Origin of the sequence: Marinomonas maritima (genome assembly GCF_024435075.2) — a bacterium.
Taxonomy (GTDB): Bacteria; Pseudomonadota; Gammaproteobacteria; order Pseudomonadales; family Marinomonadaceae; genus Marinomonas; species Marinomonas maritima.
Window position 1 is genome coordinate 1,045,479 of record NZ_JAMZEG020000002.1, and the last position, 20,779, is coordinate 1,066,257.

Annotated in this window: 26 protein-coding genes; 11 read left to right on the forward strand and 15 right to left on the reverse strand. The window is 42.3% G+C overall.

Annotated elements, in window-relative coordinates; translation table 11 throughout:
• Positions 1-62 precede the first annotated feature (62 nt).
• From M3I01_RS10955 to M3I01_RS10965, 3 genes are read left to right on the forward strand one after another with little or no spacing between them, the layout of a single operon-like run.
• Complete coding sequence (locus tag M3I01_RS10955; RefSeq protein ID WP_255895916.1) at positions 63-1,826, forward strand: penicillin-binding protein activator; 1,764 nt, start codon at positions 63-65, stop codon at positions 1,824-1,826.
• A complete protein-coding gene (locus M3I01_RS10960) occupies positions 1,777-2,160 on the forward strand; it encodes a YraN family protein (RefSeq protein WP_255895917.1) in 384 nt (127 codons plus the stop codon). Before M3I01_RS10955 ends, M3I01_RS10960 begins: the two co-directional genes overlap by 50 nt.
• A 5-nt stretch (positions 2,161-2,165) precedes the next feature.
• Positions 2,166-2,759: an SIS domain-containing protein gene (locus M3I01_RS10965; protein WP_112139086.1), complete on the forward strand. Its 594-nt coding sequence runs from the start codon at positions 2,166-2,168 to the stop codon at positions 2,757-2,759.
• A gap of 88 nt (positions 2,760-2,847) precedes the next feature.
• Here M3I01_RS10965 and M3I01_RS10970 read toward each other — a convergent pair whose 3' ends face one another.
• From M3I01_RS10970 to zapE, 5 genes are all read right to left on the reverse strand, one after another.
• Complete coding sequence (locus tag M3I01_RS10970) at positions 2,848-3,228, reverse strand: ClpXP protease specificity-enhancing factor (RefSeq protein ID WP_255895918.1); 381 nt, start codon at positions 3,226-3,228, stop codon at positions 2,848-2,850.
• 87 nt (positions 3,229-3,315) lie between these two features.
• Complete coding sequence (locus M3I01_RS10975) at positions 3,316-3,948, reverse strand: glutathione S-transferase N-terminal domain-containing protein (RefSeq protein ID WP_255895919.1); 633 nt, start codon at positions 3,946-3,948, stop codon at positions 3,316-3,318.
• Positions 3,949-4,328: 380 nt separating this feature from the next.
• Positions 4,329-4,721 carry a 30S ribosomal protein S9 gene (gene rpsI / locus M3I01_RS10980; RefSeq protein WP_072839866.1) on the reverse strand — a complete coding sequence of 131 codons (393 nt, stop codon included), beginning with the start codon at positions 4,719-4,721 and terminating at the stop codon, positions 4,329-4,331.
• A 14-nt stretch (positions 4,722-4,735) separates the two neighbouring features.
• The gene (gene rplM, locus M3I01_RS10985) at positions 4,736-5,164 is read right to left on the reverse strand and encodes a 50S ribosomal protein L13 (RefSeq protein ID WP_024023081.1); all 429 of its coding nucleotides are present in this window, start codon (positions 5,162-5,164) and stop codon (positions 4,736-4,738) included.
• 152 nt (positions 5,165-5,316) lie between these two features.
• A complete protein-coding gene (gene zapE, locus M3I01_RS10990; protein ID WP_255895920.1) occupies positions 5,317-6,417 on the reverse strand; it encodes a cell division protein ZapE in 1,101 nt (366 codons plus the stop codon).
• Between the two features lie 128 nt (positions 6,418-6,545).
• On the opposite strand from zapE, the gene M3I01_RS10995 reads away from it, so the two are divergent.
• Positions 6,546-6,998: a DUF1043 domain-containing protein gene (locus M3I01_RS10995; protein ID WP_255895921.1), complete on the forward strand. Its 453-nt coding sequence runs from the start codon at positions 6,546-6,548 to the stop codon at positions 6,996-6,998.
• A 73-nt stretch (positions 6,999-7,071) separates the two neighbouring features.
• On the opposite strand, the gene M3I01_RS11000 is transcribed toward M3I01_RS10995, so the two are convergent.
• On the reverse strand, positions 7,072-7,833 hold the full coding sequence (locus tag M3I01_RS11000; RefSeq protein ID WP_255895922.1) for a Nif3-like dinuclear metal center hexameric protein: 762 nt from the start codon (positions 7,831-7,833) through the stop codon (positions 7,072-7,074).
• An 18-nt stretch (positions 7,834-7,851) separates the two neighbouring features.
• On the opposite strand from M3I01_RS11000, the gene M3I01_RS11005 reads away from it, so the two are divergent.
• Positions 7,852-8,904 (forward strand): S1C family serine protease, encoded by a 1,053-nt coding sequence (locus tag M3I01_RS11005; protein WP_255895923.1) that lies wholly within the window; start codon positions 7,852-7,854, stop codon positions 8,902-8,904.
• Between the two features lie 8 nt (positions 8,905-8,912).
• Here M3I01_RS11005 and M3I01_RS11010 read toward each other — a convergent pair whose 3' ends face one another.
• From M3I01_RS11010 to M3I01_RS11050, 9 genes are all read right to left on the reverse strand, one after another.
• Positions 8,913-9,461 carry an SRPBCC family protein gene (locus tag M3I01_RS11010; RefSeq protein ID WP_255895924.1) on the reverse strand — a complete coding sequence of 183 codons (549 nt, stop codon included), beginning with the start codon at positions 9,459-9,461 and terminating at the stop codon, positions 8,913-8,915.
• Between the two features lie 2 nt (positions 9,462-9,463).
• Positions 9,464-10,774, reverse strand: coding sequence for a histidinol dehydrogenase (gene hisD, locus M3I01_RS11015; RefSeq protein WP_255895925.1), 1,311 nt, complete (start codon positions 10,772-10,774; stop codon positions 9,464-9,466).
• A complete protein-coding gene (gene hisG / locus M3I01_RS11020; protein ID WP_255895926.1) occupies positions 10,775-11,419 on the reverse strand; it encodes an ATP phosphoribosyltransferase in 645 nt (214 codons plus the stop codon).
• A 1-nt stretch (position 11,420) separates the two neighbouring features.
• On the reverse strand, positions 11,421-12,683 hold the full coding sequence (gene murA, locus M3I01_RS11025) for a UDP-N-acetylglucosamine 1-carboxyvinyltransferase (RefSeq protein WP_255895927.1): 1,263 nt from the start codon (positions 12,681-12,683) through the stop codon (positions 11,421-11,423).
• 24 nt (positions 12,684-12,707) lie between these two features.
• On the reverse strand, positions 12,708-12,944 hold the full coding sequence (locus tag M3I01_RS11030; RefSeq protein WP_255895928.1) for a BolA family protein: 237 nt from the start codon (positions 12,942-12,944) through the stop codon (positions 12,708-12,710).
• 215 nt (positions 12,945-13,159) lie between these two features.
• Positions 13,160-13,777: an MlaC/ttg2D family ABC transporter substrate-binding protein gene (locus M3I01_RS11035; protein WP_255895929.1), complete on the reverse strand. Its 618-nt coding sequence runs from the start codon at positions 13,775-13,777 to the stop codon at positions 13,160-13,162.
• Between the two features lie 3 nt (positions 13,778-13,780).
• A complete protein-coding gene (gene mlaD, locus M3I01_RS11040) occupies positions 13,781-14,245 on the reverse strand; it encodes an outer membrane lipid asymmetry maintenance protein MlaD (protein ID WP_255895930.1) in 465 nt (154 codons plus the stop codon).
• A gap of 1 nt (position 14,246) precedes the next feature.
• Positions 14,247-15,029, reverse strand: coding sequence for a lipid asymmetry maintenance ABC transporter permease subunit MlaE (gene mlaE / locus M3I01_RS11045; RefSeq protein WP_255895931.1), 783 nt, complete (start codon positions 15,027-15,029; stop codon positions 14,247-14,249).
• Positions 15,026-15,832: an ABC transporter ATP-binding protein gene (locus M3I01_RS11050; RefSeq protein ID WP_255895932.1), complete on the reverse strand. Its 807-nt coding sequence runs from the start codon at positions 15,830-15,832 to the stop codon at positions 15,026-15,028. Before M3I01_RS11050 ends, mlaE begins: the two co-directional genes overlap by 4 nt.
• Before the next feature lie 151 nt (positions 15,833-15,983).
• On the opposite strand from M3I01_RS11050, the gene M3I01_RS11055 reads away from it, so the two are divergent.
• The 6 genes from M3I01_RS11055 to ptsN all read left to right on the forward strand — a co-directional run bounded on the left by M3I01_RS11055 (position 15,984) and on the right by ptsN (position 20,779).
• Positions 15,984-16,964 (forward strand): calcium/sodium antiporter, encoded by a 981-nt coding sequence (locus M3I01_RS11055; protein ID WP_317133923.1) that lies wholly within the window; start codon positions 15,984-15,986, stop codon positions 16,962-16,964.
• Entirely contained in the window at positions 16,964-17,542 is a 579-nt protein-coding gene (gene lptC, locus M3I01_RS11060; RefSeq protein ID WP_255895933.1) for an LPS export ABC transporter periplasmic protein LptC, read from the forward strand. The genes M3I01_RS11055 and lptC overlap by 1 nt, the downstream gene beginning before the upstream one ends.
• Positions 17,526-18,035 carry a lipopolysaccharide transport periplasmic protein LptA gene (gene lptA / locus M3I01_RS11065; protein WP_255895934.1) on the forward strand — a complete coding sequence of 170 codons (510 nt, stop codon included), beginning with the start codon at positions 17,526-17,528 and terminating at the stop codon, positions 18,033-18,035. Before lptC ends, lptA begins: the two co-directional genes overlap by 17 nt.
• Positions 18,036-18,761, forward strand: a complete 726-nt coding sequence (gene lptB, locus M3I01_RS11070) for an LPS export ABC transporter ATP-binding protein (RefSeq protein ID WP_255895935.1) — start codon at positions 18,036-18,038, stop codon at positions 18,759-18,761.
• Positions 18,762-18,836: 75 nt separating this feature from the next.
• Positions 18,837-20,312 carry an RNA polymerase factor sigma-54 gene (locus M3I01_RS11075; RefSeq protein ID WP_255895936.1) on the forward strand — a complete coding sequence of 492 codons (1,476 nt, stop codon included), beginning with the start codon at positions 18,837-18,839 and terminating at the stop codon, positions 20,310-20,312.
• Between the two features lie 17 nt (positions 20,313-20,329).
• Positions 20,330-20,779 (forward strand): PTS IIA-like nitrogen regulatory protein PtsN, encoded by a 450-nt coding sequence (gene ptsN, locus M3I01_RS11080; protein WP_255895937.1) that lies wholly within the window; start codon positions 20,330-20,332, stop codon positions 20,777-20,779.

Sequence of the window (20,779 nt, forward strand, 5' to 3'; positions counted from 1 at the left end):
GCATCATATCATTAACTCTGTGTTCTTTTCTGCTGAGTGCTTGTAATTCCATGAATTTAAACATGGAGCAGCAACAAAAAACGGCCCAAAGCACGACGCAAGAAAGAACACTGCCGCCAAGCATTTATCATCCAATAAAAACCACTGATGTCTCAAAAAAGTTAGGCGACGCTTATCGCTCTGCAAAAAACTTCTATCAGCAAGGTGAATTCCAGCAAGCCATTGATACGTTAGAAAATGAAGTACTACCTACAACTTCTTCCATTCAGTTTGAAGCGTATTTGCTGGCCGCTTTAGCCACATCAAATTTAGACAACACTACTGAGTCTTTTGATTATCTAGAGCAAGCCGAGCGCTTAACGGCCGCGCGCCACCCTGACAACCAAAACAAACTAAAAGACACCAAAGCCTCTATTCTTGAGCACTTTGGAAATTGGTTAGGTGCGGTGAGTATACGCATGGATTTGACATACAATTTACCGCTTAATGAAGGTGAAGATAACCAAACCAAACTGTGGTTGGCTGTCCAAAATTTAACTCGAAATGAAATAGATGAGCTCTATCAACAACAAAGACCGCTGCTCAATGGCTGGTTAACAATCAGTGGTATTTTAAGGAATCAATCACTGTCTATTGAGCAGCAGCTTACGGTATTCGAGAATTGGCGAATAGAAAACCCAAATCACCCAGCAGCACTATCTCCTCCACAAGATTTCCAAATCATGTCGTCTATTGAAGACATGGCGCCGAAAAAAATTGTCTTACTGCTGCCGATGAGCGGCAAACTAGAGCGCGCATCTCAAGCTATTGTCGACGGTTTTTTTGCTACCTTTTACAATCAAAAAGAAGCAAGACCACAAGTCAGCATCATTAACGTAGATGATTACTCAAACATCAATGACGCACTCGCAGCGGCGAACGAAAAGCAACCAGATGTGATTATTGGCCCCTTGCAAAAGAACAATGTCGCCCAAGTTGGTCGCTTAGATTTACCTTACCCTGTCATCGCACTTAATCAACTAGATATTAATTTACACCCCAAAAATCTTTATCATTTTTCATTAAGCGCAGAAGATGAAATACACGAATTAATTACCTTCGCCAAACAAGAAGGCGCAACAAAAGCCGCTATACTAAACATCCAAGACACTTGGGCATTAAAACAAAGTGATGAGTTTCGCGCCGCTGCAACCAAAGAAAACATCACCATCACCTCCAATCAGTCATATGCCAATACACCAAAAGGCAGACAGGATGCGATTCAAAAGCTACTCCTGATCGATGAAAGTTATGCTCGCAAAAGACGGGTAGAACAATGGACAGGAGCGAAGGTTGAAAGCATAGCTAGATCACGCGAAGACCTTGATTACGTGTTTTACGTCGGGAAACTTAATGATGCCAAACAAATAAGGCCTCTTATAGATTTTTACTTCGCCGACAAAATTCCTATGTTAGCGACCAGTACATTAAATGATAGTGAGCCAGATAAATCGATTAACCCTAGCGATATTGAGCGGATACTTTTTACTGAGGTTCCCGCGCTCACACCAAACAGCACTACCTTAGATATATTACCTAAAAATCAAAATTCAAATATCTTGCGTCGATTGCAAGCGCTCGGCGCCGACTCCTATTTGTTAGCAAACAAATATCGACTGTTCACACTACTACCAAGCACTAAAATTTCAGCGAATACCGGCATTATCACCATAGATGAAAATGGCATATTTCATAAAAGACCTGAAATTATGACTTACCGAAAAGGAAATTTGGTATATGCAAACAATTACCCGTATTTTCAGCAACAGAAGAATACCGAAAAATAGTGGCGAAAAGGCAGAGCAGGAAGCTGAAAGTTTTTTACTTTCACAAGGCCTTCGCTTTGTTGAGCGAAATTTCTTCTGTCGCATTGGCGAGATTGATTTGATATTTTTAGATCAAGACACCTATGTTTTTGTAGAAGTCCGCTATCGCGCAAATAGTGCACACGGTAGCGCCGCTGAAAGCCTTGGGCAATCTAAACTAAATAAGGTGCGAAAAAGCGCCTCTTTATGGCTACAAAAGAACAATAAAGCAAACAGCGCTAGTCGTTTCGATGCGATACTATTTGATAAAAAAATAGACCAACAACATTTAACTTGGCTTAAAGCAGTATTTTAATCACTATGGATTTTCAAGAAGCAATCTACACACAATTTGCCCAGAGTTTTGAAGCACAACAGCAAGCGCTGGAAAGCTTACCTCCGTATATAGAGCACGCCGCTAAAGTGATTTTTTCAAGCGTTGCGTCCGGCGGAAAAATCATCTGCATTGGCAACAGCACGGGATCTCACCTATCTCAATACTTTAGCACGCTAATGCTAGATCGAATGGACAGAGAGCGCCCAGGCCTACCAGCCATTAATTTAAGCGGCGATGGCGCCGCTTTACTGGCAATTACTCACAATGACAGTTACCACGATGTCTTTTCAAAGCAAATAACAGCCCTAGGTAATCCGGGGGATATATTATTTGTTGTTGCTAATCGTGGTAACACATCGCCTATCATCCAAGCTATCCAAGCAGCTCATGAGCGTAAAATGAGTATCGTCGCCCTAACCAGCCCAGAAGCCAAAAACGTCTCCTCCCTTACCTCACAAGATGACACAGAGATAAAAATAAACCTTCTTGGTACAGCCAGAGTGCATGAATGTCAGATCACCGTCATTCACACGTTGGTTGATCTTCTTGAGCGTCAACTATTTGGCAATGAAGACTGAGTTAAGAACATTTAAAAATACATAAAAAAAGAGCCATCTATAAGTGGCTCTTTTTTATTTAAATAACGTAAACAATCAACTCTCTTTTCTACTTCACAACCTTCAACTTAAAACCTTTTTTAGGCACTGGTGGTGTAGGAGGGGTAGGCTCATCAGTAAATTCCTCATCAGGGAATACAAAGCCATCGCCATTCTCTTTAGCGTACAAGGCAAGCGCCGCTCGTATCGGCACATAAACCTGCATTGGCTTACCACTAAAGCGCGCCTCAAAAGATACCGCTTCTTTGTCCATAATTAAATGACGCACCGCAGACATGCCGATGTTCAGCACTATCTGACCATCTTTAACAAATTCTGTTGGTATCACTACATCTTTTTGCTCTGCATCCACCAAGAGATAAGGCGTCATATCATTATCAGCAACCCAAGTGTAAGCGGCATTTAATAAATAAGATCGTTTGGGTAACATAGTCTCTCCTACTTAATATTTTGCAAAAAAAAGGAGCCATAAGCTCCTCTTTTGCTATCTAACATAACCGAGAGCAAAAGCCTCAGCTTAGTCTAAACGCATTTCTTGTTCAGCTTCAGAAAGGCTTTCTTGGAAAGACTCACGCGCAAAAACAAGATCCATATATTTGTACAACGCTCTTGCTTGCTCTTTAGGTATTTCTACACCCAATGAAGGTAGGCGCCATAAAATAGGAGCCAAGCAACAGTCAACAATCGTAAAGTCGTCGCTCATAAAGTAAGGCTTTTCCTCAAAAATAGGAGAAACACTTACCAGCCCTTCACGCAGTTCTTTTTGAGCTTGAGCAACCGCCGCTTTATCTTTACTAGAAAGAATCAAGTCAACTAATTTCGCCCAATCGCGTTGAATGCGATACATATACAAACGGCTTTCTGCACGAGCAACAGGGTAAACAGGCAATAATGGTGGATGCGGAAAACGCTCATCCAAGTATTCCATCATGACATTTGGCTCATAAAGAACCAAATCACGATCAACCAAGGCCGGCAATTCATTGTATGGATTAACATCAGCCAATTCGTCTGGCTTGTTAAATGAGTCCACATCAATAATGTCTACTGTGACAGCTTTTTCTGCCAATACAATACGCACTCTATGGCTATAATGATCCTCTCCATCAGAGAAGAACGTCATTGAGGAGCGCTTAGCAATAACACCCATGTCTAACCCCTATTTTGAAAACATCCAAGTCCCCTTAATCGGAGACAAACTATAAAATAATATCGAAGTCATAGCTTAATCACTTCGATATCGAAATTCTTTTAGCTTTCAACTGAGTCGACGAAGAATAAAAAGTGACCCAACAGAAACATCAAACCAATATCAAATTCATGCTAGTTATTCATGTAGTTGATTACAGCCTTAATAGCGAAACATTCTAACATGATTTGACTTAAAATTTTCTCTGAATACTTACTTTGATACACGAATAGAGAAATTCTCTTTTTTTTTGAATAAAAAAAGCAGAAAAATAATACAAAGCAAAAAAAACGCTTGATGAAAAATCACCAAGCGCTTTAATAGTATTCTGAAAGCGAAAATTAACGCTTAGAGAACTGAGGACGACGACGTGCTTTGCGTAGACCAACTTTCTTACGTTCAACTTCACGCGAGTCACGAGTAACGAAACCTGCAGAACGTAGAGTACGACGTAGAGTCTCATCATATTGCATCAAAGCACGTGTGATACCATGACGGATCGCACCAGCTTGACCAGAGATACCACCACCTTTAACAGTGATGTAAACGTCAAATTTTTCAGTAGCGCCAACAAGTTCAAGAGGTTGACGAACAACCATCTGAGCTGTTTCACGACCAAAGTACTGAGAAAGTGTACGGTTATTGATAACCAAGTTACCAGAACCGGCCTTAAGGAACACACGAGCGGTAGACGTTTTACGACGACCTGTACCGTAGTATTGAGTAGCTGACATAATGATCTTCCGTATTAAATGTTAAGTGTTTGAGGCTGTTGAGCAGCATGTGGATGCTCAGTACCAGCGTATACTTTCATTTTCTTGTGCATTGCACGGCCCAATGGACCTTTTGGCAACATACCTTTAACGGCAAGTTCAAGAACACGCTCTGGAGCATGATCAATCAGCTTCTCGAAATTCATAGAACGCAAGCCGCCTGGGTAACCAGTATGGCGGTAGTATTGTTTTGCAGCTGCTTTATTACCTGTAACATGAACTTTCTCAGCGTTAACAACAACGATGTAATCGCCAGTATCAACATGCGGAGTGTATTCAGCTTTATGCTTACCACGTAAACGGCGAGCAATTTCAGTAGCCAAGCGGCCTAGAGTTTTGCCTTCAGCATCAACCACGAACCAGTCGCGGCGAACTTCAGCAGGTTTAGCTGTAAAAGTTTTCATCAAAAAACCCTTTCAATACGCGTGTTCAATGACACGCAATACCTATTATTATTGGTTAATTAATTATTTGCACAATTAATTAACGTACACTTACCTTTAAAAAGGCGAGCGAAGTATATACCAACGCAACAAAATAAGAAAGGCAGATATGCTTATGGACGGTGCTCTAAAGACAAATATTCTTCAGATTGCATTTCCAACAATCGACTCACTGTGCGGTCATATTCGAACGCTAAACGCGTGCCTGTATAGATATCTGGAATCGACACTTCAGCCGAAATAATAACCTTCACATGACGATCATAAAACTCATCTACCAGGTTAATAAAGCGCCTTGCTAAATCATCCCGTGAAGCATCCATTTGCGGCAGATTAGAAATAATAATTGTGGTATAGAGGCGAGCTATCTCGATGTAATCAACCTGGCTTCTTGGCCCATCGCATAACCCCTTAATATCAAACCAAGCAAGATCTTCACAACTGCGAACCAATGGAATATCACGCCCCTCTATTTCAACAGCACCACCTTCAACAACATGAGATGCATCTGATATTAGACTCAAAAATCGATTATTCAACTCAATATTGGCTGCGTCACTTAATGGGTAATAATATAACTTCGCCTGTTTTAACGTTCTAAGACGATAATCTATACCACCGTCCACATTCATCACCTTGGTATGTTTATTAACTAAAGCAATCGCGGGCAAAAAACGAGCACGCTGCAAACCATTTTTATACAAGCCATTAGGCTCAATATTAGAAGTTGCAACCAACGTTGTTCCGTTTTCAAACAGCACCTCAAGCAAGCCCGCTAAAATCATAGCATCGGTAATATCCGTGACGAAAAACTCGTCAAAACACAACACTTTCGCCTTAGAAGAAATATCTTTACCCACTATTTCAAGCGGGTTTTTCACGTTATGAAGCTTGCGCATTTCTTGGTGGACCATTTGCATAAACCGATGAAAATGCAGACGCATTTTCTTTTCCATTGGCAAACAGTCGAAGAATGTATCCATTAGATAGGTCTTACCCCGACCCACACCACCCCAAAAATACAAACCTTGCTCTACAGTCGGTACTTTCTTTTTTCGAAACCGATCAAAAAAACCATTTGAAGACTGACCTCCCTGATTTGCCACCAAACGATCGAATAAATCCTGAAGCGCTTCTACCGCCTCTTCCTGAGCCGGATCGTAGTTAAAGTCTGCTCTTGTTAAATCTTGCTTGTAACGCGTAATGGGGGTCATCGTCGCTCTTTTGTTCGAATAAGTGAATTCTGACTATTCTAACAAATTGCATCTTAAACAACACCTATCAAGCTGTTATCGTAGGGACGATTTCGCTATAATGGATTATCTGTTTTTTGGAGAAAGTCATGAACTTAGAAGAATTCAATATCATCATCTTTATTACCGGCATTATTATTGGCTGCGTCGTCACATTAGCTCTCAAAAGCTACAAAGCAAGAAATAACAAACAGGCTTACTCAAGCTCAAGCATCATCACTATGAAATCACTACAACAAGAGCTAGACAGCAAGCAAGTCATTATTGATAACTTCTTTTCGGACAGCAACGAACACCTAATAGCTGTTGAGAAACGTTTGGCGGATCTAAGAAATTGCCTTGCTGATAATGCGAGTCAATCTAGCAATATCAAAATAGAAAGTAGTTCAATCATCAGCAACGCTCAGACTCCTGACGCCCCTCCAGTAACTGAGCCACCAAGAGACTATGCTCTAAAAAATGATAAGCAACCAGGCATGCTTAGCGAAAACTTTGGCCTAGATGATAGACATACCGATTTAGAACCTAAACGTACTGTTTAATTAAAAAACGGGCTTTAAAACTGCCCGTTTTTTTATGTCTTTACAGCCCATTTAGCTCTTTCAACCCCTTCAATTAAGCAGGGTTGTCTATATCAATAAATACCGCATCTAGACCACACTCTTCCGATAAAAATGCCGCCATGGATTTAGCGCCAAAGCGCTCGGTTGCATGATGACCCGCCGCAATAAAATGAATCCCCATCTCACGCGCAATGTGAATTGTTTGCTCAGATACCTCTCCAGTGATATACACATCCGCACCAACATCGACTGCCTGCTCTATATACCCCTGAGCACCACCAGTGCAAAGTGCCACTCGGTGGATCTTTCTATCGCCAACACACTCAAACAGCACGTCTCGCTCGACCGCTTTTTCTACCATAGACCGAAAAACACTAATGGACACTGGCTCACTTAACTCACCAACAATTCCAATGGACTCCTCGATTGCAACACCTGACTGCAATCCAGCTCTATTTAAGAGACCAATGGCATCAGCCAACCCTGCGTTGTTACCTAATACAGGATGCGCGTCTAGTGGTAGGTGATAACCATATAAATTGATGTCATGTTTAATCAACGCTGAAATGCGACGATATTTCATTCCAACAATCTGAGGAGTTTCATTTTTCCAAAAATAGCCATGGTGGACAAAGATTGCGTCGGCCTTATACTCAATCGCCGCATCAATAAGCGCCTGACAAGCCGTTACACCAGTAACAACACGACTGATTTCTTTTTTTCCTTCCACCTGCAAACCATTGGGCGCATAATCTTTAAAACGATTTGGACTCAACGTCTGATTAAGTAACAACTCAAATTCACTACGTAGCACAACAACTCCCTAAGCCTTATGATCCGAAAAAACTATTGTACACCCATCATTATCTCCGTTCTCGCAGGCACTTGCATAGGCCTAGCTGTATTACTTATACAAGAGAAGCAAAATACGTCCAATTCGAGCTACTCCATACCAGTAAAAGTAGCGACACCCTCTGTTGTTAATATTTACACCCAAGTCGCCCAAAAAATAACACTAAGCAACCAAAAAGAATCCAAACACAGCATTAATTTAGGTTCCGGCGTCATCGCTACAAAAGATGGCTTTATACTCACCAACCATCACGTTATTCAAAATGCACAGAGTATCGTCATTGCCCTTAACGATGGCAGACGTACCGAAGCAAAACTCATCGGCTCGGATCCATCAACCGATCTAGCCGTTTTAAAAATAAATCTACCTGATTTGCCCAACATTAGAATGGGCAACAGCAATAAAGTCTCTATTGGGGATCGTATACTGGCAATAGGTAATCCATTTGGAATAGGTCAAACCGTCACAGCCGGCATCATTAGCGCCAAAGGCCGAAACAGCATAGGTCTTAATACTTACGAAAACTTCCTACAAACCGACGCAGCCATAAACCCAGGCAATTCTGGCGGCGCTTTAGTCAACCTTAAAGGTGAACTTATTGGCATAAGCTCTGCAATTTACTCAAGTACGGGAGGCTCACAAGGAATAGGGTTTGCAACACCAGTCGATGACGCACTTGATGTGATGACAGCCATTATTAATAACGGAGAAGTAGTGCGAGGATATTTAGGGATGGACGCTCAAAAAATCACAAAGTCATTGGCGAATAACTTATCACTGCCATCAAACCACGGATTACTTGTTAACGACATTACAAAGGAAAGCCCAGCAGAAAAAGCCGGCATAGAAGTGGGAGATATAATACTTGAAATCAACAACAACCCGAGTAAAGATCCGTTTCAAGTCAGGCGACTTATCGCGTCGCTAAAACCTGGTACCAACATTTCTCTTGTTGGCATTCGAGGGCAGCAATCCTACCAGACAGATATCATGCTAGAAAAACAACCCACGATGCAGCGTATTAATTATTAGCATCAACCCTAACGCTGAAGCTCAACCTGCTCTTTAAGGTTCTGCAAACTTCGCTCAAAGTTATTACCCGCAATATTATTTGCAAACATAGCAAGATAAGGGCTTAACAAGCCCGCACTAAGATTTCCTTCAATGGTCCACGTCACAAGTGTCGACTCATTGCTTGATTGCAACGTTATTACGTTATGCACAATATTAACTTTAGGTTTGGGACGAACATCGAAGCGTATACGCTTTTCGGATAGCTCAATCACAGACAAAACACCTTGCTCCGGCACTTCGTCGTACGACAATGCAACTGAATCCCCTTCCTCTAAAGCGCCTTCAAATGGATCCACTTTACCTTTTTGAATGAACATCCAGTTTGGTAAACTATCGCCGTGAAACAGGTCGTTGTATATTTCATCACGAGGTGCGTCAATAAGCACACTCCGTTCTACGCGATAGTCTGTCGGCATAAAAAACCCGCCTATAACCAAAAGCAAGATAATCAGCGCCAAAATACGCGTCACCTTCCTTAATTTATAAAGAGCGGCAGGGTGAGACGTATTTTTCACGATTAAGAGTCCTTCAAAATTCGGTATTCTGCTGACATAGCATGAGCCTCTAAAGACTCACCGCGGGCCAACGGAGAAGCAATTTTCGCCAACTCACTCGCCCCTTCAGGTGAGCAGTAAATTAACGAACTGCGTTTTTGGAAATCATAAACACCCAGTGGAGATGAAAACCTTGCCGTACCGGACGTAGGCAAAACATGATTCGGCCCAGCACAATAGTCACCTAAAGCCTCAGGCGTATGTCTGCCCATAAAAATCGCCCCAGCGTGACGAATTTTTTCAACCCATTTCTCTGGCTCATCAATTGATAACTCAAGATGTTCAGCCGCAACAATGTTCGCAATATCCATGGCTTCATCCATGTCTTTAACATGAATAAACGCACCCCGCCCCTCTAGAGAAGCCTTGATAATATCCTTACGGCTCTGAGTATCGATCAAGCGCTCCATCGCGGTTTTTACATTTTGTATGAAAACCAAATCTGGAGAAATTAAAATAGATTGGGCATCTTCATCATGTTCAGCCTGAGAGAATAAATCCATCGCAATCCAATCAGGATCTGTCTTTCCATCGCACACAACTAAGATTTCAGAAGGACCAGCAATCATATCGATGCCAACAACGCCAAAAACCATTTTCTTAGCCGTTGCTACATAAATATTACCCGGACCAACAATTTTATCCACCTTAGGAACTGTCTCGGTACCATATGCCAAAGCAGCAACCGCCTGAGCACCACCGATCGTGAAAACACGATCGACACCCGCAATATAAGCAGCCGCCAAGACAATGTCATTTACAAAACCATCCGGCGTTGGCACCACCATGATAATTTCACCAACACCCGCCACTTTAGCTGGCATAACATTCATCAACACAGAAGAGGGATAAGCCGCTTTGCCACCGGGCACATAAACACCAACCCGATCCAAAGGCGTAACTTTTTGACCTAGTATCGTGCCACTCTCTTCTTGATACTGCCAAGAAGGCTGTTTTTGACGCTCATGGTAATCATAAACTCGCTTTGCCGCCGCCTCTAGACTAGCGACTAACTCAGGGCTGACCCGACCTTTAGCAAGAGCAAGCTCTTCACGCGATATTTCCAGTTCAGATGAGGAAACCACGTGACGACGATCAAAGCGATTAGTGAACTCAATAACCGCATCATCACCTTTCAAACGAACTTGCTCAACAATGTCCGCCACTGTTTTCTGCACTCGCGCATCGGACACGGAGTCCCACGCAAGTAGCGAGTCTAACTCTGAACGAAAATCATCAGAGCTTGACGAAAATTCTCGTATAGTAAGGTTCAATTATTTACCCTCGCTGTCTTCAACCGCACACCTTATCATTTCTAAGATCGGCTCAATTTCAGAGTACTTTGTTTTATAAGCGGCTTTATTCACCACCAAACGTGTACTGATCGGTGCGATTAACTCTCGCGCTTCAAGACCATTTGCTTTTAAGGTATTACCTGTATCAACAATATCAACAATGAGATCTGCTAAGCCCATAATAGGCGCAAGCTCCATCGCACCATATAGCTTGATGACATCAGCCTGAATACCCTGCTCAGCAAAATACGCTTTGGCGGTTTTTATAAATTTAGAAGCCACTTTTAAGCGTCTATTTGGCAAAGGCTGCCCAACAACACCGGCCGTCATCAAGCGACATTTTGCAATTTTCAGATCCAGCAGTTCGTAAAGGTTTTTCGTCGATGCTTCCATCAAAACGTCTTTGCCTGCGACACCAAAATCCGCCACACCATGATCAACATAAGTCGGAACATCTGTCGCGCGCAAAATCACCAACTTGATATGCTCATGGTTGGTGTCGAAAATCAGCTTTCGACTTTTGCTAATGTCTTCAACTGGAACAATATTGGCTTTTTCTAAAAGCGGTAAAGTCTCACCAAGAATGCGCCCTTTCGATAGCGCAATCGTCAAAGTTCTACTCATATTAATTTAAAACCCGTGAAATTTTCGCACCCAATGAACCGAATTTCTCTTCAATACACTCATAACCACGATCGATGTGATAGATGCGATCTATCTTCGTATCGCCTTCTGCCACTAACGCAGAAAGCACCAAACTTGCAGACGCACGTAGATCTGTTGCCATTACTGGCGCACCTTTCAAACGTTCGATGCCACGAACAATAGCCGTATTCCCTGTCACTTCGATGTCAGCTCCCATGCGAAGCATTTCGTCTACGTGCATAAAGCGGTTTTCAAAAATATTTTCAATCACTCGCCCAACACCGTTCGCGATTGAATTCAAAGCAACAAACTGCGCTTGCATGTCTGTCGGGAATGCAGGGTATGGTGCAGTGCTAATATTTACAGCTTCTGGACGACGCCCTTCCATATCCACTTCAATCCAATCGTCCCCGCAAGTCACTTTTGCACCGGCTTCTTCTAACTTAGAAAGTACCGCTTCAAGCGATTTTACATTGGTATCAACAACTTTCACTTTACCGCCAGTGATTGCAGCTGCAACCAAGAAAGTACCTGTTTCAATACGATCAGGCATAACAGGGTAAGTCGTGCCATGCAAAGCCTCTACGCCATCAATGATAATCGTATCTGTGCCATGGCCGGTGATCTTCGCACCCATAGAGATCAGACATTCAGCCAAATCAACCACTTCAGGTTCGCGCGCTGAGTTCTCTAAAATAGTCTGACCATCAGCTAAGGTGGCGGCCATTAATAAATTCTCAGTCCCCGTCACAGTGACCTTATCAAAGAAAATACGCGCTCCCTTTAGACGACCATCAACACTAGCAACAATATCGCCACCCTCAACCGCAATTTTTGCTCCCATAGCTTCCAAGCCACGAAGATGCAAATCTACTGGTCGACTACCAATCGCGCAGCCACCAGGAAGCGAAACAACCGCTCGACCAAAATGACTAACCAATGGGCCTAAAACAAGAATAGATGCACGCATCGTCTTAACAAGATCATATGGTGCTTCGCAGTTATTGAGTGTCGACACATCCAACTGAACACTCATTTTTTCATCGACAACAACACCGCAACCCATAGAGCCAAGCAACTCTAGCATGGTGGTAATATCATGTAAGTGAGGCAAGTTTTTAATCGTGATCAATTCTTTTGTCAACAATGTTGCCGCTAAAATTGGCAATGCTGCATTTTTCGCGCCTGAAGCACGAACCACACCGTTAAGTCGAGTGCCACCAGTAATCAGAAGCTTATCCATATTATTAATCTCTTATAATCGCTTTTATAGCGTATTTTTTTGTTCTGGCGTGTAGGTCTTCATTGTAACAGCGTGAATTGCACCGCTCGCAATGGACTCTTGAAGATGTGAATACACAAGTTGCTGCCTCTTAACTGTAGAAAGGCCTTCAAATTCACTTGTAACCACAACCACTTGAAAATTACAGCCTTCACCCTGTGCAATGACTTCGCAATGAGGGATAGAGGATTCTAAAAGTGCTTTAACTTCACTTGCGTTCACAGTCGCTCCAATGGATATAATTTATTTGGTTACCTTTATTCTACCTTAGTAGAGCCAACTTCTTAATACTTCTAAGTCTATCTCTGAATAAAAACCACTTGTTTTCTAAGATTTTATTCAGGGATAGACAATACACGAAGCTTAAAATGCAAAAAATCCAAATTCATTGAATGAATTTGGATTTTATTGTGCAAAATATGCGCTCAATTATAAAATTAAGACTCTTTAGCTAACGACGCTCTCCAAGCAGAAATAGCAGATTCTATATCATTTCCATTCTGCTCCATCATAACGGCAAATTGCTTACGAAATGTTAAGCCAAAATTAATATTATTAATCACAATGTTGCTCAACAGCCAACTCCCCGATTTAGATTGCTCCATGTAAAAAGTAATATTGAGCATACCACCCGATTCCATTTGAAAATCTACATCTACCTTTGTTTCTTTTCCTCTACCTTGAGGACCCAAAGGTAAAACGTTAATTCGATCTGCATCAAGTTCGAGCAGCGATCTTCCGTAGGTTTTTAGTAAGGTGTCCTTGGTAACATTTGCAAAGCGAGTACGCTGCTCAGGTGACGCCCTTCGATAATACTTCCCCATCACTTTTTTGGAGAAATCATCAAAGTCCACCACATTTGCCAAAATCTTATTCACTCTCGATTCTAGCAAGGAAGGATCTTTAGCCAATAATTCTTTGTCAGCGACAATATCATTGCGAAACGCCTCAACGACGTTGATGACGGCATCTCTTGCCTCATCTGCGTTAGACCATGTTAGGCTAGAGCCAAACAAAGCAAACACACACAAAACACTCGTTAAAATCTTAGACATGTATTATTTCTCCGAGTCGCCGCTATTAAACAAAAACTGACTAATCAAAGTCTCCAATACCAGCGCAGATTGAGTGTCATACATTTCACTGCCATTTTTAAGCACTTCTTCATCAGCACCAATAGAAATACCTAAATATTTTTCACCCAATAGCCCGCTGGTCAACACCGCAATAGAACTATCAGTAGGAATGTTATCAACGTCCGAGTGTATATTCATGGTAACCAACGCCATAAACAATTCTTTATCAAACACGATGGACTCAACACTACCCACTTCAACGCCAGCAATAGACACCTTAGCTCGGCTCGTCAATCCAGCAATATCATCAAATCGTGCCACCACTTGGTACGCATCTTTCTTACTTGAAAAAGCAAGACCACTTACCTGCACCGCTAAATAAACAAGAGCCGCAACACCCAATACAATAAAACATCCGACCAATAACTCTGCGCGCTTACTTCTCATTCTAAAAATCTCCAAACATAGCGGCGGTCAATACAAAATCTAACGCCAAAATAGCCAATGAACCCAAAACCACGGTACGAGTCGTTGCTTTACCAATCCCTTCAGAAGTGGGAACACACTCATAACCTTGATAAACCGCAATCCAAGTAACCACGACGGAAAAACATATCGCTTTAATCACACCATTCATAATATCGGTATCAAAATGCACAGACTGCTGCATCGATGACCAAAAAGCACCATCATAAACTCCCAGCCAGCCAACCGAAACCAACTGCCCACCAAGGATGCCAGAAGCAGAAAAAATCAAACTCAACAGCGGCAAGCAAATAACGCCCGCTATAAATCGTGGTGCAATCACACGCCTTAGCGGATCTACACCCATCATTTCATAGCTGGATAACTGCTCCGTTGCTTTCATCAAACCTATTTCAGCGGTCAAAGAAGACCCCGCTCGGCCAGCAAACAAAAGCGCCGTCACAACTGGCGAGAGTTCACGAAGCAATGATAATGCTAACAGCTGACCAACCGCTTCTTCCGAACCGAATTTAGCCAAAATACTGTAGCCTTGTAGTGACAGCACCATCCCAATAAACGTACCCGAGACGATGATAATCACCAAAGACAAAACACCAACAGAGTAAAGCTGTTTAACCAGTAGATTAATAGATTCACCAAAACGCACCGGCACTCTAAAAATACTTTGAATTAAAAAAATGCCAGCTCGCCCAACCGCTTCAAGCCAATCAAAAAGCCATGCGCCCATGGATATTATTGCTTTCATTGCGCTGCTCCGTCTTTATTAAGCATACTGTTGGCATCTTCCGGATAATGAAAAGGTACAGGCCCATCAGGCTCGCCATTTAAAAACTGTTTAACCTGAGGGTCTTCAGACGCTCGAATCTCCGCAGCGGTTCCTTCAGCAATTACGCGACCACCAGCAAGAATACAAACATGATCCGCTATCGACAAGGACTCTTCCACATCGTGCGAAACCACGACAGAGGTAATATTAGCGGAGTCGTTCAATTCACGAATCAATGATACCAGCACCCCTTTAGAGATAGGATCTTGACCAGTGAAAGGTTCGTCATACATCACTAATTCTGGGTCAAGCGCAATAGCACGAGCTAACGCGACGCGACGCGCCATGCCACCTGATAATTCAGAAGGCATTAAGCCCGCCGCACCACGCAAACCGACACTATGAAGCTTTTGCGCAACGACTTCTCTAATAGCGTAAGCATCTAGCTTTGTGTGCTCCTCTAAAGGGAATGCAATGTTTTCATAAACAGACATGTCACTAAAAAGTGCGCCACTCTGAAAAAGCATCCCCATTTTTTTACGCGCTTTATACAAATCGGAGCGCGATAATCGATGAACATCTTGACCATCTACTAAAATACTCCCTGAATCGGGAGCAAGCTGCGCCGCGATCAACCGCAACAAGGTCGTTTTCCCTGTTCCACTAGGGCCCATTACCGCCGTCACTTTACCGCGAGGAATCGTCAAGGAGACATTTTCGTAAATGACCCTCCCTCCGCGCGTAAAATGAACATCTTGGACTTTTATATACGCATCTAGCACTGACACACCTTTCCATCCATATCAAATATTGCTAGATACTAGCATTGCCCCCCAACAAATAAAATCACTACGCCATAGAATCCAATTTGTTTGTAATATCAAGTCTTGAATTTCATTGCCAAACCTCATTAAATGGGGCTTCTTAAAATTTGTGAGTATCTTAGACGTTATGTTGCTGTTTTCCGCCGCCCTAATCGCAGGGTTAATCTTACTGGTTATCAGTTCTGATAAATTCATCGAACACTCGGCCCTAGTCGCAGAGAAAATGAATGTAAATCCAATGATCATTGGGATTACATTAGTGGCCTTTGGCACATCCGCACCAGAAATGGTGGTTTCTGCCATTGCTGCTCTTGATAACGCGCCAGAAATAGCCGTTGGTAACGTACTTGGCTCAAACATCGCCAACATTGCTCTCGTCTTTGGTATTACCTTATTATTTTCAGCGATTCCAATAGCTCCCGGGCTTTCATCTAAAGAAGTGCCTCTTGTTCTTGTTATTACACTACTCACCGGCTTTCTACTTTTTGATCAAAACCTTGGCGTATGGGATGGCATCATATTAATCGCTGCCTTTATCATTATTTTGACCATTCTGCTTCGCGGCAGTAAAGACTTACAAAGTGAATTAAAAGAAGGCCTACCAGAGGATGACGGCGCGTCCGTTGGTAAATCTCTCATCATTGCTTTAATCGGGTTGGCGATATTAATTGGCAGTTCTAAGCTGCTCGTTTGGGGAGCCGTAGGTATTGCAACCGCTCTTGGCGTTAGTGAATTAGTCATTGGCTTAACTATTGTTGCTATCGGCACCAGCCTGCCAGAGTTGGCAGCGTCCGTCAGCAGTGTTCGAAAAGGTCATCATGATATTGCAATAGGTAACATTTTAGGTTCAAACATATTCAACCTTGCCACAGTACTGCCTTTGCCTGCCCTTATCGCTCCGGGAATGATCGATGAAAGCATTATCAGTAGGGATTACCCTTGGGTTCTTGGCTTAACGGTTACCCTTGCTATTGCTATTTATTTGTTCCAGAAGACAAAAAACAACAAAATCCCTAGATGGTTAGGATTGCCGCTTATCGCTTCTTATGGCATTTACTTGCTAGTAATTAGCACAAGCGGCTCGTTGTAATGCAGATGCTTAAAAAAATTGTCCGTTTTAATAGTTTGCTTTTTATTGGGTCTGCACTAGTGCTGGTAGCCTCTTTATTCTGGTATGGAGCGACTCCGAAGCAAAACCTTGTTGAGGCGAATTCACTAAGCAGCTCTCCAGACTATTTTATCACCCAAGTTAAAGTGAAAGAATTCGATATCAATGGCGTGCTGATTGAGACACTTAATGCACAACAAACACTTCACTACATAACAAAATCTAAAACATTACTAGAGTTTCCCAGCGTCGAACGCCACTCAATATCAGGCAGCTGGAGTGCAAAAGCAGATAAGGGGGTTATTGATGACGGAAGTAATGATATTCTATTAACAAACAACGCTAGAGCAACTAAAAAATATCTTCAGTCAGAAGACATAAAGCTTACTGCAGACAGCGTACATTACTTAGATAAAGATCAATCTTTAACGAGCCAAGGAAACGCGACACTTATCTCCGTACAAGGGGAAACTTCTGCTAACACGATCACAACTTATATAAATTCAGAAGAAGTCTTTATGACGGGATCTGTACGAGGAAAATATGAAACAATTCATTAACTTCAGTATATTGTTCATCTCAACCAGTATTTGCCAATATGCGTATGCACTCCCTGATGACACAAAGCAGCCATTAGAAATTCAAGCCGACGAAGCTTCATTTGACCAAAACTCTGGTGAAGCCATCTACAAAGGCAATGTTTTCGTCAAACAAGGCTCTATTGAAATCCAAGCGCAGTACCTTAAAGTTTCAACAGACGCGAAAACTCGAAAATTTAGCAACTTAGAAGCGACAGGACAACCAGCCAAGTTTAGTCAACAAATTGACTGGAGCGGCAACATTGTCATTAGCAAAGGCAATGAAATTCATTATTCAACCATTGAGTCCAAGCTAGAAATCACTGGTAACGGCTACTTAAGCCGAATGAAAAACTCTATAACTGCCGATTACATTCTTTATATGATTAACGATGGAACATTCAGTGCAGAGAAAAAAGATTCAGGACGAGTATCCATGACATTACAACCACAAGTACCTGAGGAAAAAAAATAAATGGCCCTACTTGAAGCGAAACATTTAGCAAAAAGTTACAAAAAACGCCAAGTAGTGAAGGATGTTTCTATTGCTGTCGAATCAGGTCAAGCCGTTGGCCTACTTGGTCCAAACGGGGCTGGCAAAACCACCTGTTTTTATATGATAGTTGGCATGGTAGCAAATGACGCTGGCGGCATATTTATCGATGGCGTAGACATCACTCAGGACGCCATGCACACTCGCGCCCAAAAAGGTATTGGCTACCTTCCTCAGGAAGCCTCTATTTTTCGAAAAATGTCCGTCGAAGACAACATCACGGCTATTTTAGAAACTCGTAAAGAGCTAACAAAAAGCCAACGAAAAGACAGACTCGAAGACTTATTAGAAGAGTTTCACATTACCCACATTCGTGAAAACTTAGGAATGGCGCTATCAGGTGGAGAAAGGCGACGTGTTGAAATAGCAAGGGCTCTGGCCATGAACCCTAAGTTTATCCTACTGGATGAACCTTTCGCAGGCGTCGACCCTATTTCTGTCGGCGACATCAAACTCATCATTAAGCACCTTCAAGAAAGTGGAATCGGCGTCCTAATTACCGATCACAATGTTAGAGAGACTCTAGACATTTGTGATAAGGCTTACATTGTTGGCAATGGTTATATTATTGCTTCTGGCGATGCCAGTACCGTCATCAACAATGAACAAGTAAAAAAGGTCTATCTAGGCGACGACTTCCGTCTGTAACCCCTTATCATTGCTGTAGAAAGGGAGTAGTATGCATAACTCGTTCCAATTCATTCAAATAAAAAGAGTTGCTCTATGAAGCAGTCTTTGCAACTAAAACTCGGCCAACAGCTGACCATGACACCACAGCTACAACAAGCCATTCGCTTGTTGCAGCTTTCCACGTTGGACCTGAAGCAAGAAATTCATGAATTTCTTGAATCTAACCCTCTTCTTGAGCTTGATGACGACGAACAGGTTCAAAACGATCAACCTGCAAGTATTGAGTCAAAAAGCGCCCCTGAGGCGACCGTTGATAGCAATAATGAAGAAGCGCGTGTTGAATCAGAGTGGACAGAAAGCATTCCTGAAGAACTGTCTATTGACAGCAACTGGGATGACACATACCAAAACTCTGCGGCCGTGAGCGATCATAATAGCTATGAAGGTGAAAGCGACTTCGAAAGCCGCAACGCCCCAGCAGAAAGTATACAAGACCATCTAATCTGGCAATTAAATCTAACCCATATTTCTGACCGAGACATTGAAATTGCTTACGCTATTATCGAATGCGTTCAAACCGATGGCTATCTAAGTATTTCAACTCAAGACATTTGGGAGTCCCTTTGTGTTGAATTAGAAGATTTAGACATGGAAGAAGTCATCGCAGTACAGCATAGACTGCAACGTTTTGACCCAGTTGGCGTCTGCTCCATTGATTTGCGGGACTGCTTGCTTGTTCAACTAGAGGCATTTCAAAATCACCCTCTTTATAAAAGCACATACAATCTCATTGACCATTATCTACCATTACTAGGCAATCGAGATTTTGCACAATTAAGCCGAAAAACAAAACTAAAAGACGAAGCCCTAAAAGAAGTTGTTAATTTAATACAACAACTTAACCCGCGTCCGGGCTCAGTGATCGATGCTGATGATACAGATTATGTCATTCCTGATGTATCCGTAAAAAAACACAATGGCATATGGCAAGTTGAGCTAAATAATGATGCCCTCCCGCCTATCAAAATAAACGAAACCTATTCCGCCATGGCGAGTACGGCTGCCACGACTGCAGCAGATGTAAGCTACATTAAAACGTCTCTTCAGGAAGCCAAATGGTTTATGAAAAGCTTACAAAGTCGCAACGAAACACTCTTAAAAGTGGCCAGCTGCATTGTAAGTCGACAAATTGATTTCTTTGAATTAGGTGAAGAAGCCATGAAACCGATGGTTCTTCATGATGTTGCCGAAGAAGTTGGCATGCATGAATCAACCATTTCTAGAGTAACAACACAAAAATACATGCACACACCAAAAGGTATTTTTGAACTGAAGTACTTTTTCTCCAGTCATGTAAATACAGCGTCAGGTGGAGAATGTTCTTCTACTGCAATACGAGCTATGATTAAGAAACTTGTGGCTGATGAGCCAGCAAAAAAACCACTGAGTGATAACAAGTTAGCCACTGTTTTGGCTGACCAAGGCATACAGGTTGCTAGACGAACTGTTGCCAAATATCGAGAGGCGATGAATATCCCTCCTTCCAATGAACGAAAACGACTGATCTGAACGGAAACCATTTCATCATGTCCTTGAAATCATTATTAAAAGCTGAGCTCGTTTTGGCGAAGCAAGATATTGTTAGTAAAAAACGAGTTTTAGAAAGTATCGCCGACATTGCATCCAATCGGCTGCATTGCAATAACGAGGCCGTTTATGACGCCCTATTAGGACGAGAAAAGCTTGGAAGTACAGGCATAGGCAATGGCATAGCGATACCTCATTGCCGCCTAGAGTCTGCAAACCATACCGCCATTGTCGTGATGTCATTACAAGCTCCGATAGATTTTGACTCGATTGATAAGAGAGCCGTTGATCTTATATTCGCCTTAATCGTTCCGCCTAATGAATGCGATCAACATCTTGCAACATTGGCCCAAATCGCAGAATTAGCTCAATCGCCTGAAGCGCTCGACAAGCTACGAACCGCTCAAACCAACGAAGATCTATTTAATATTTTTGACTCATTAATATAG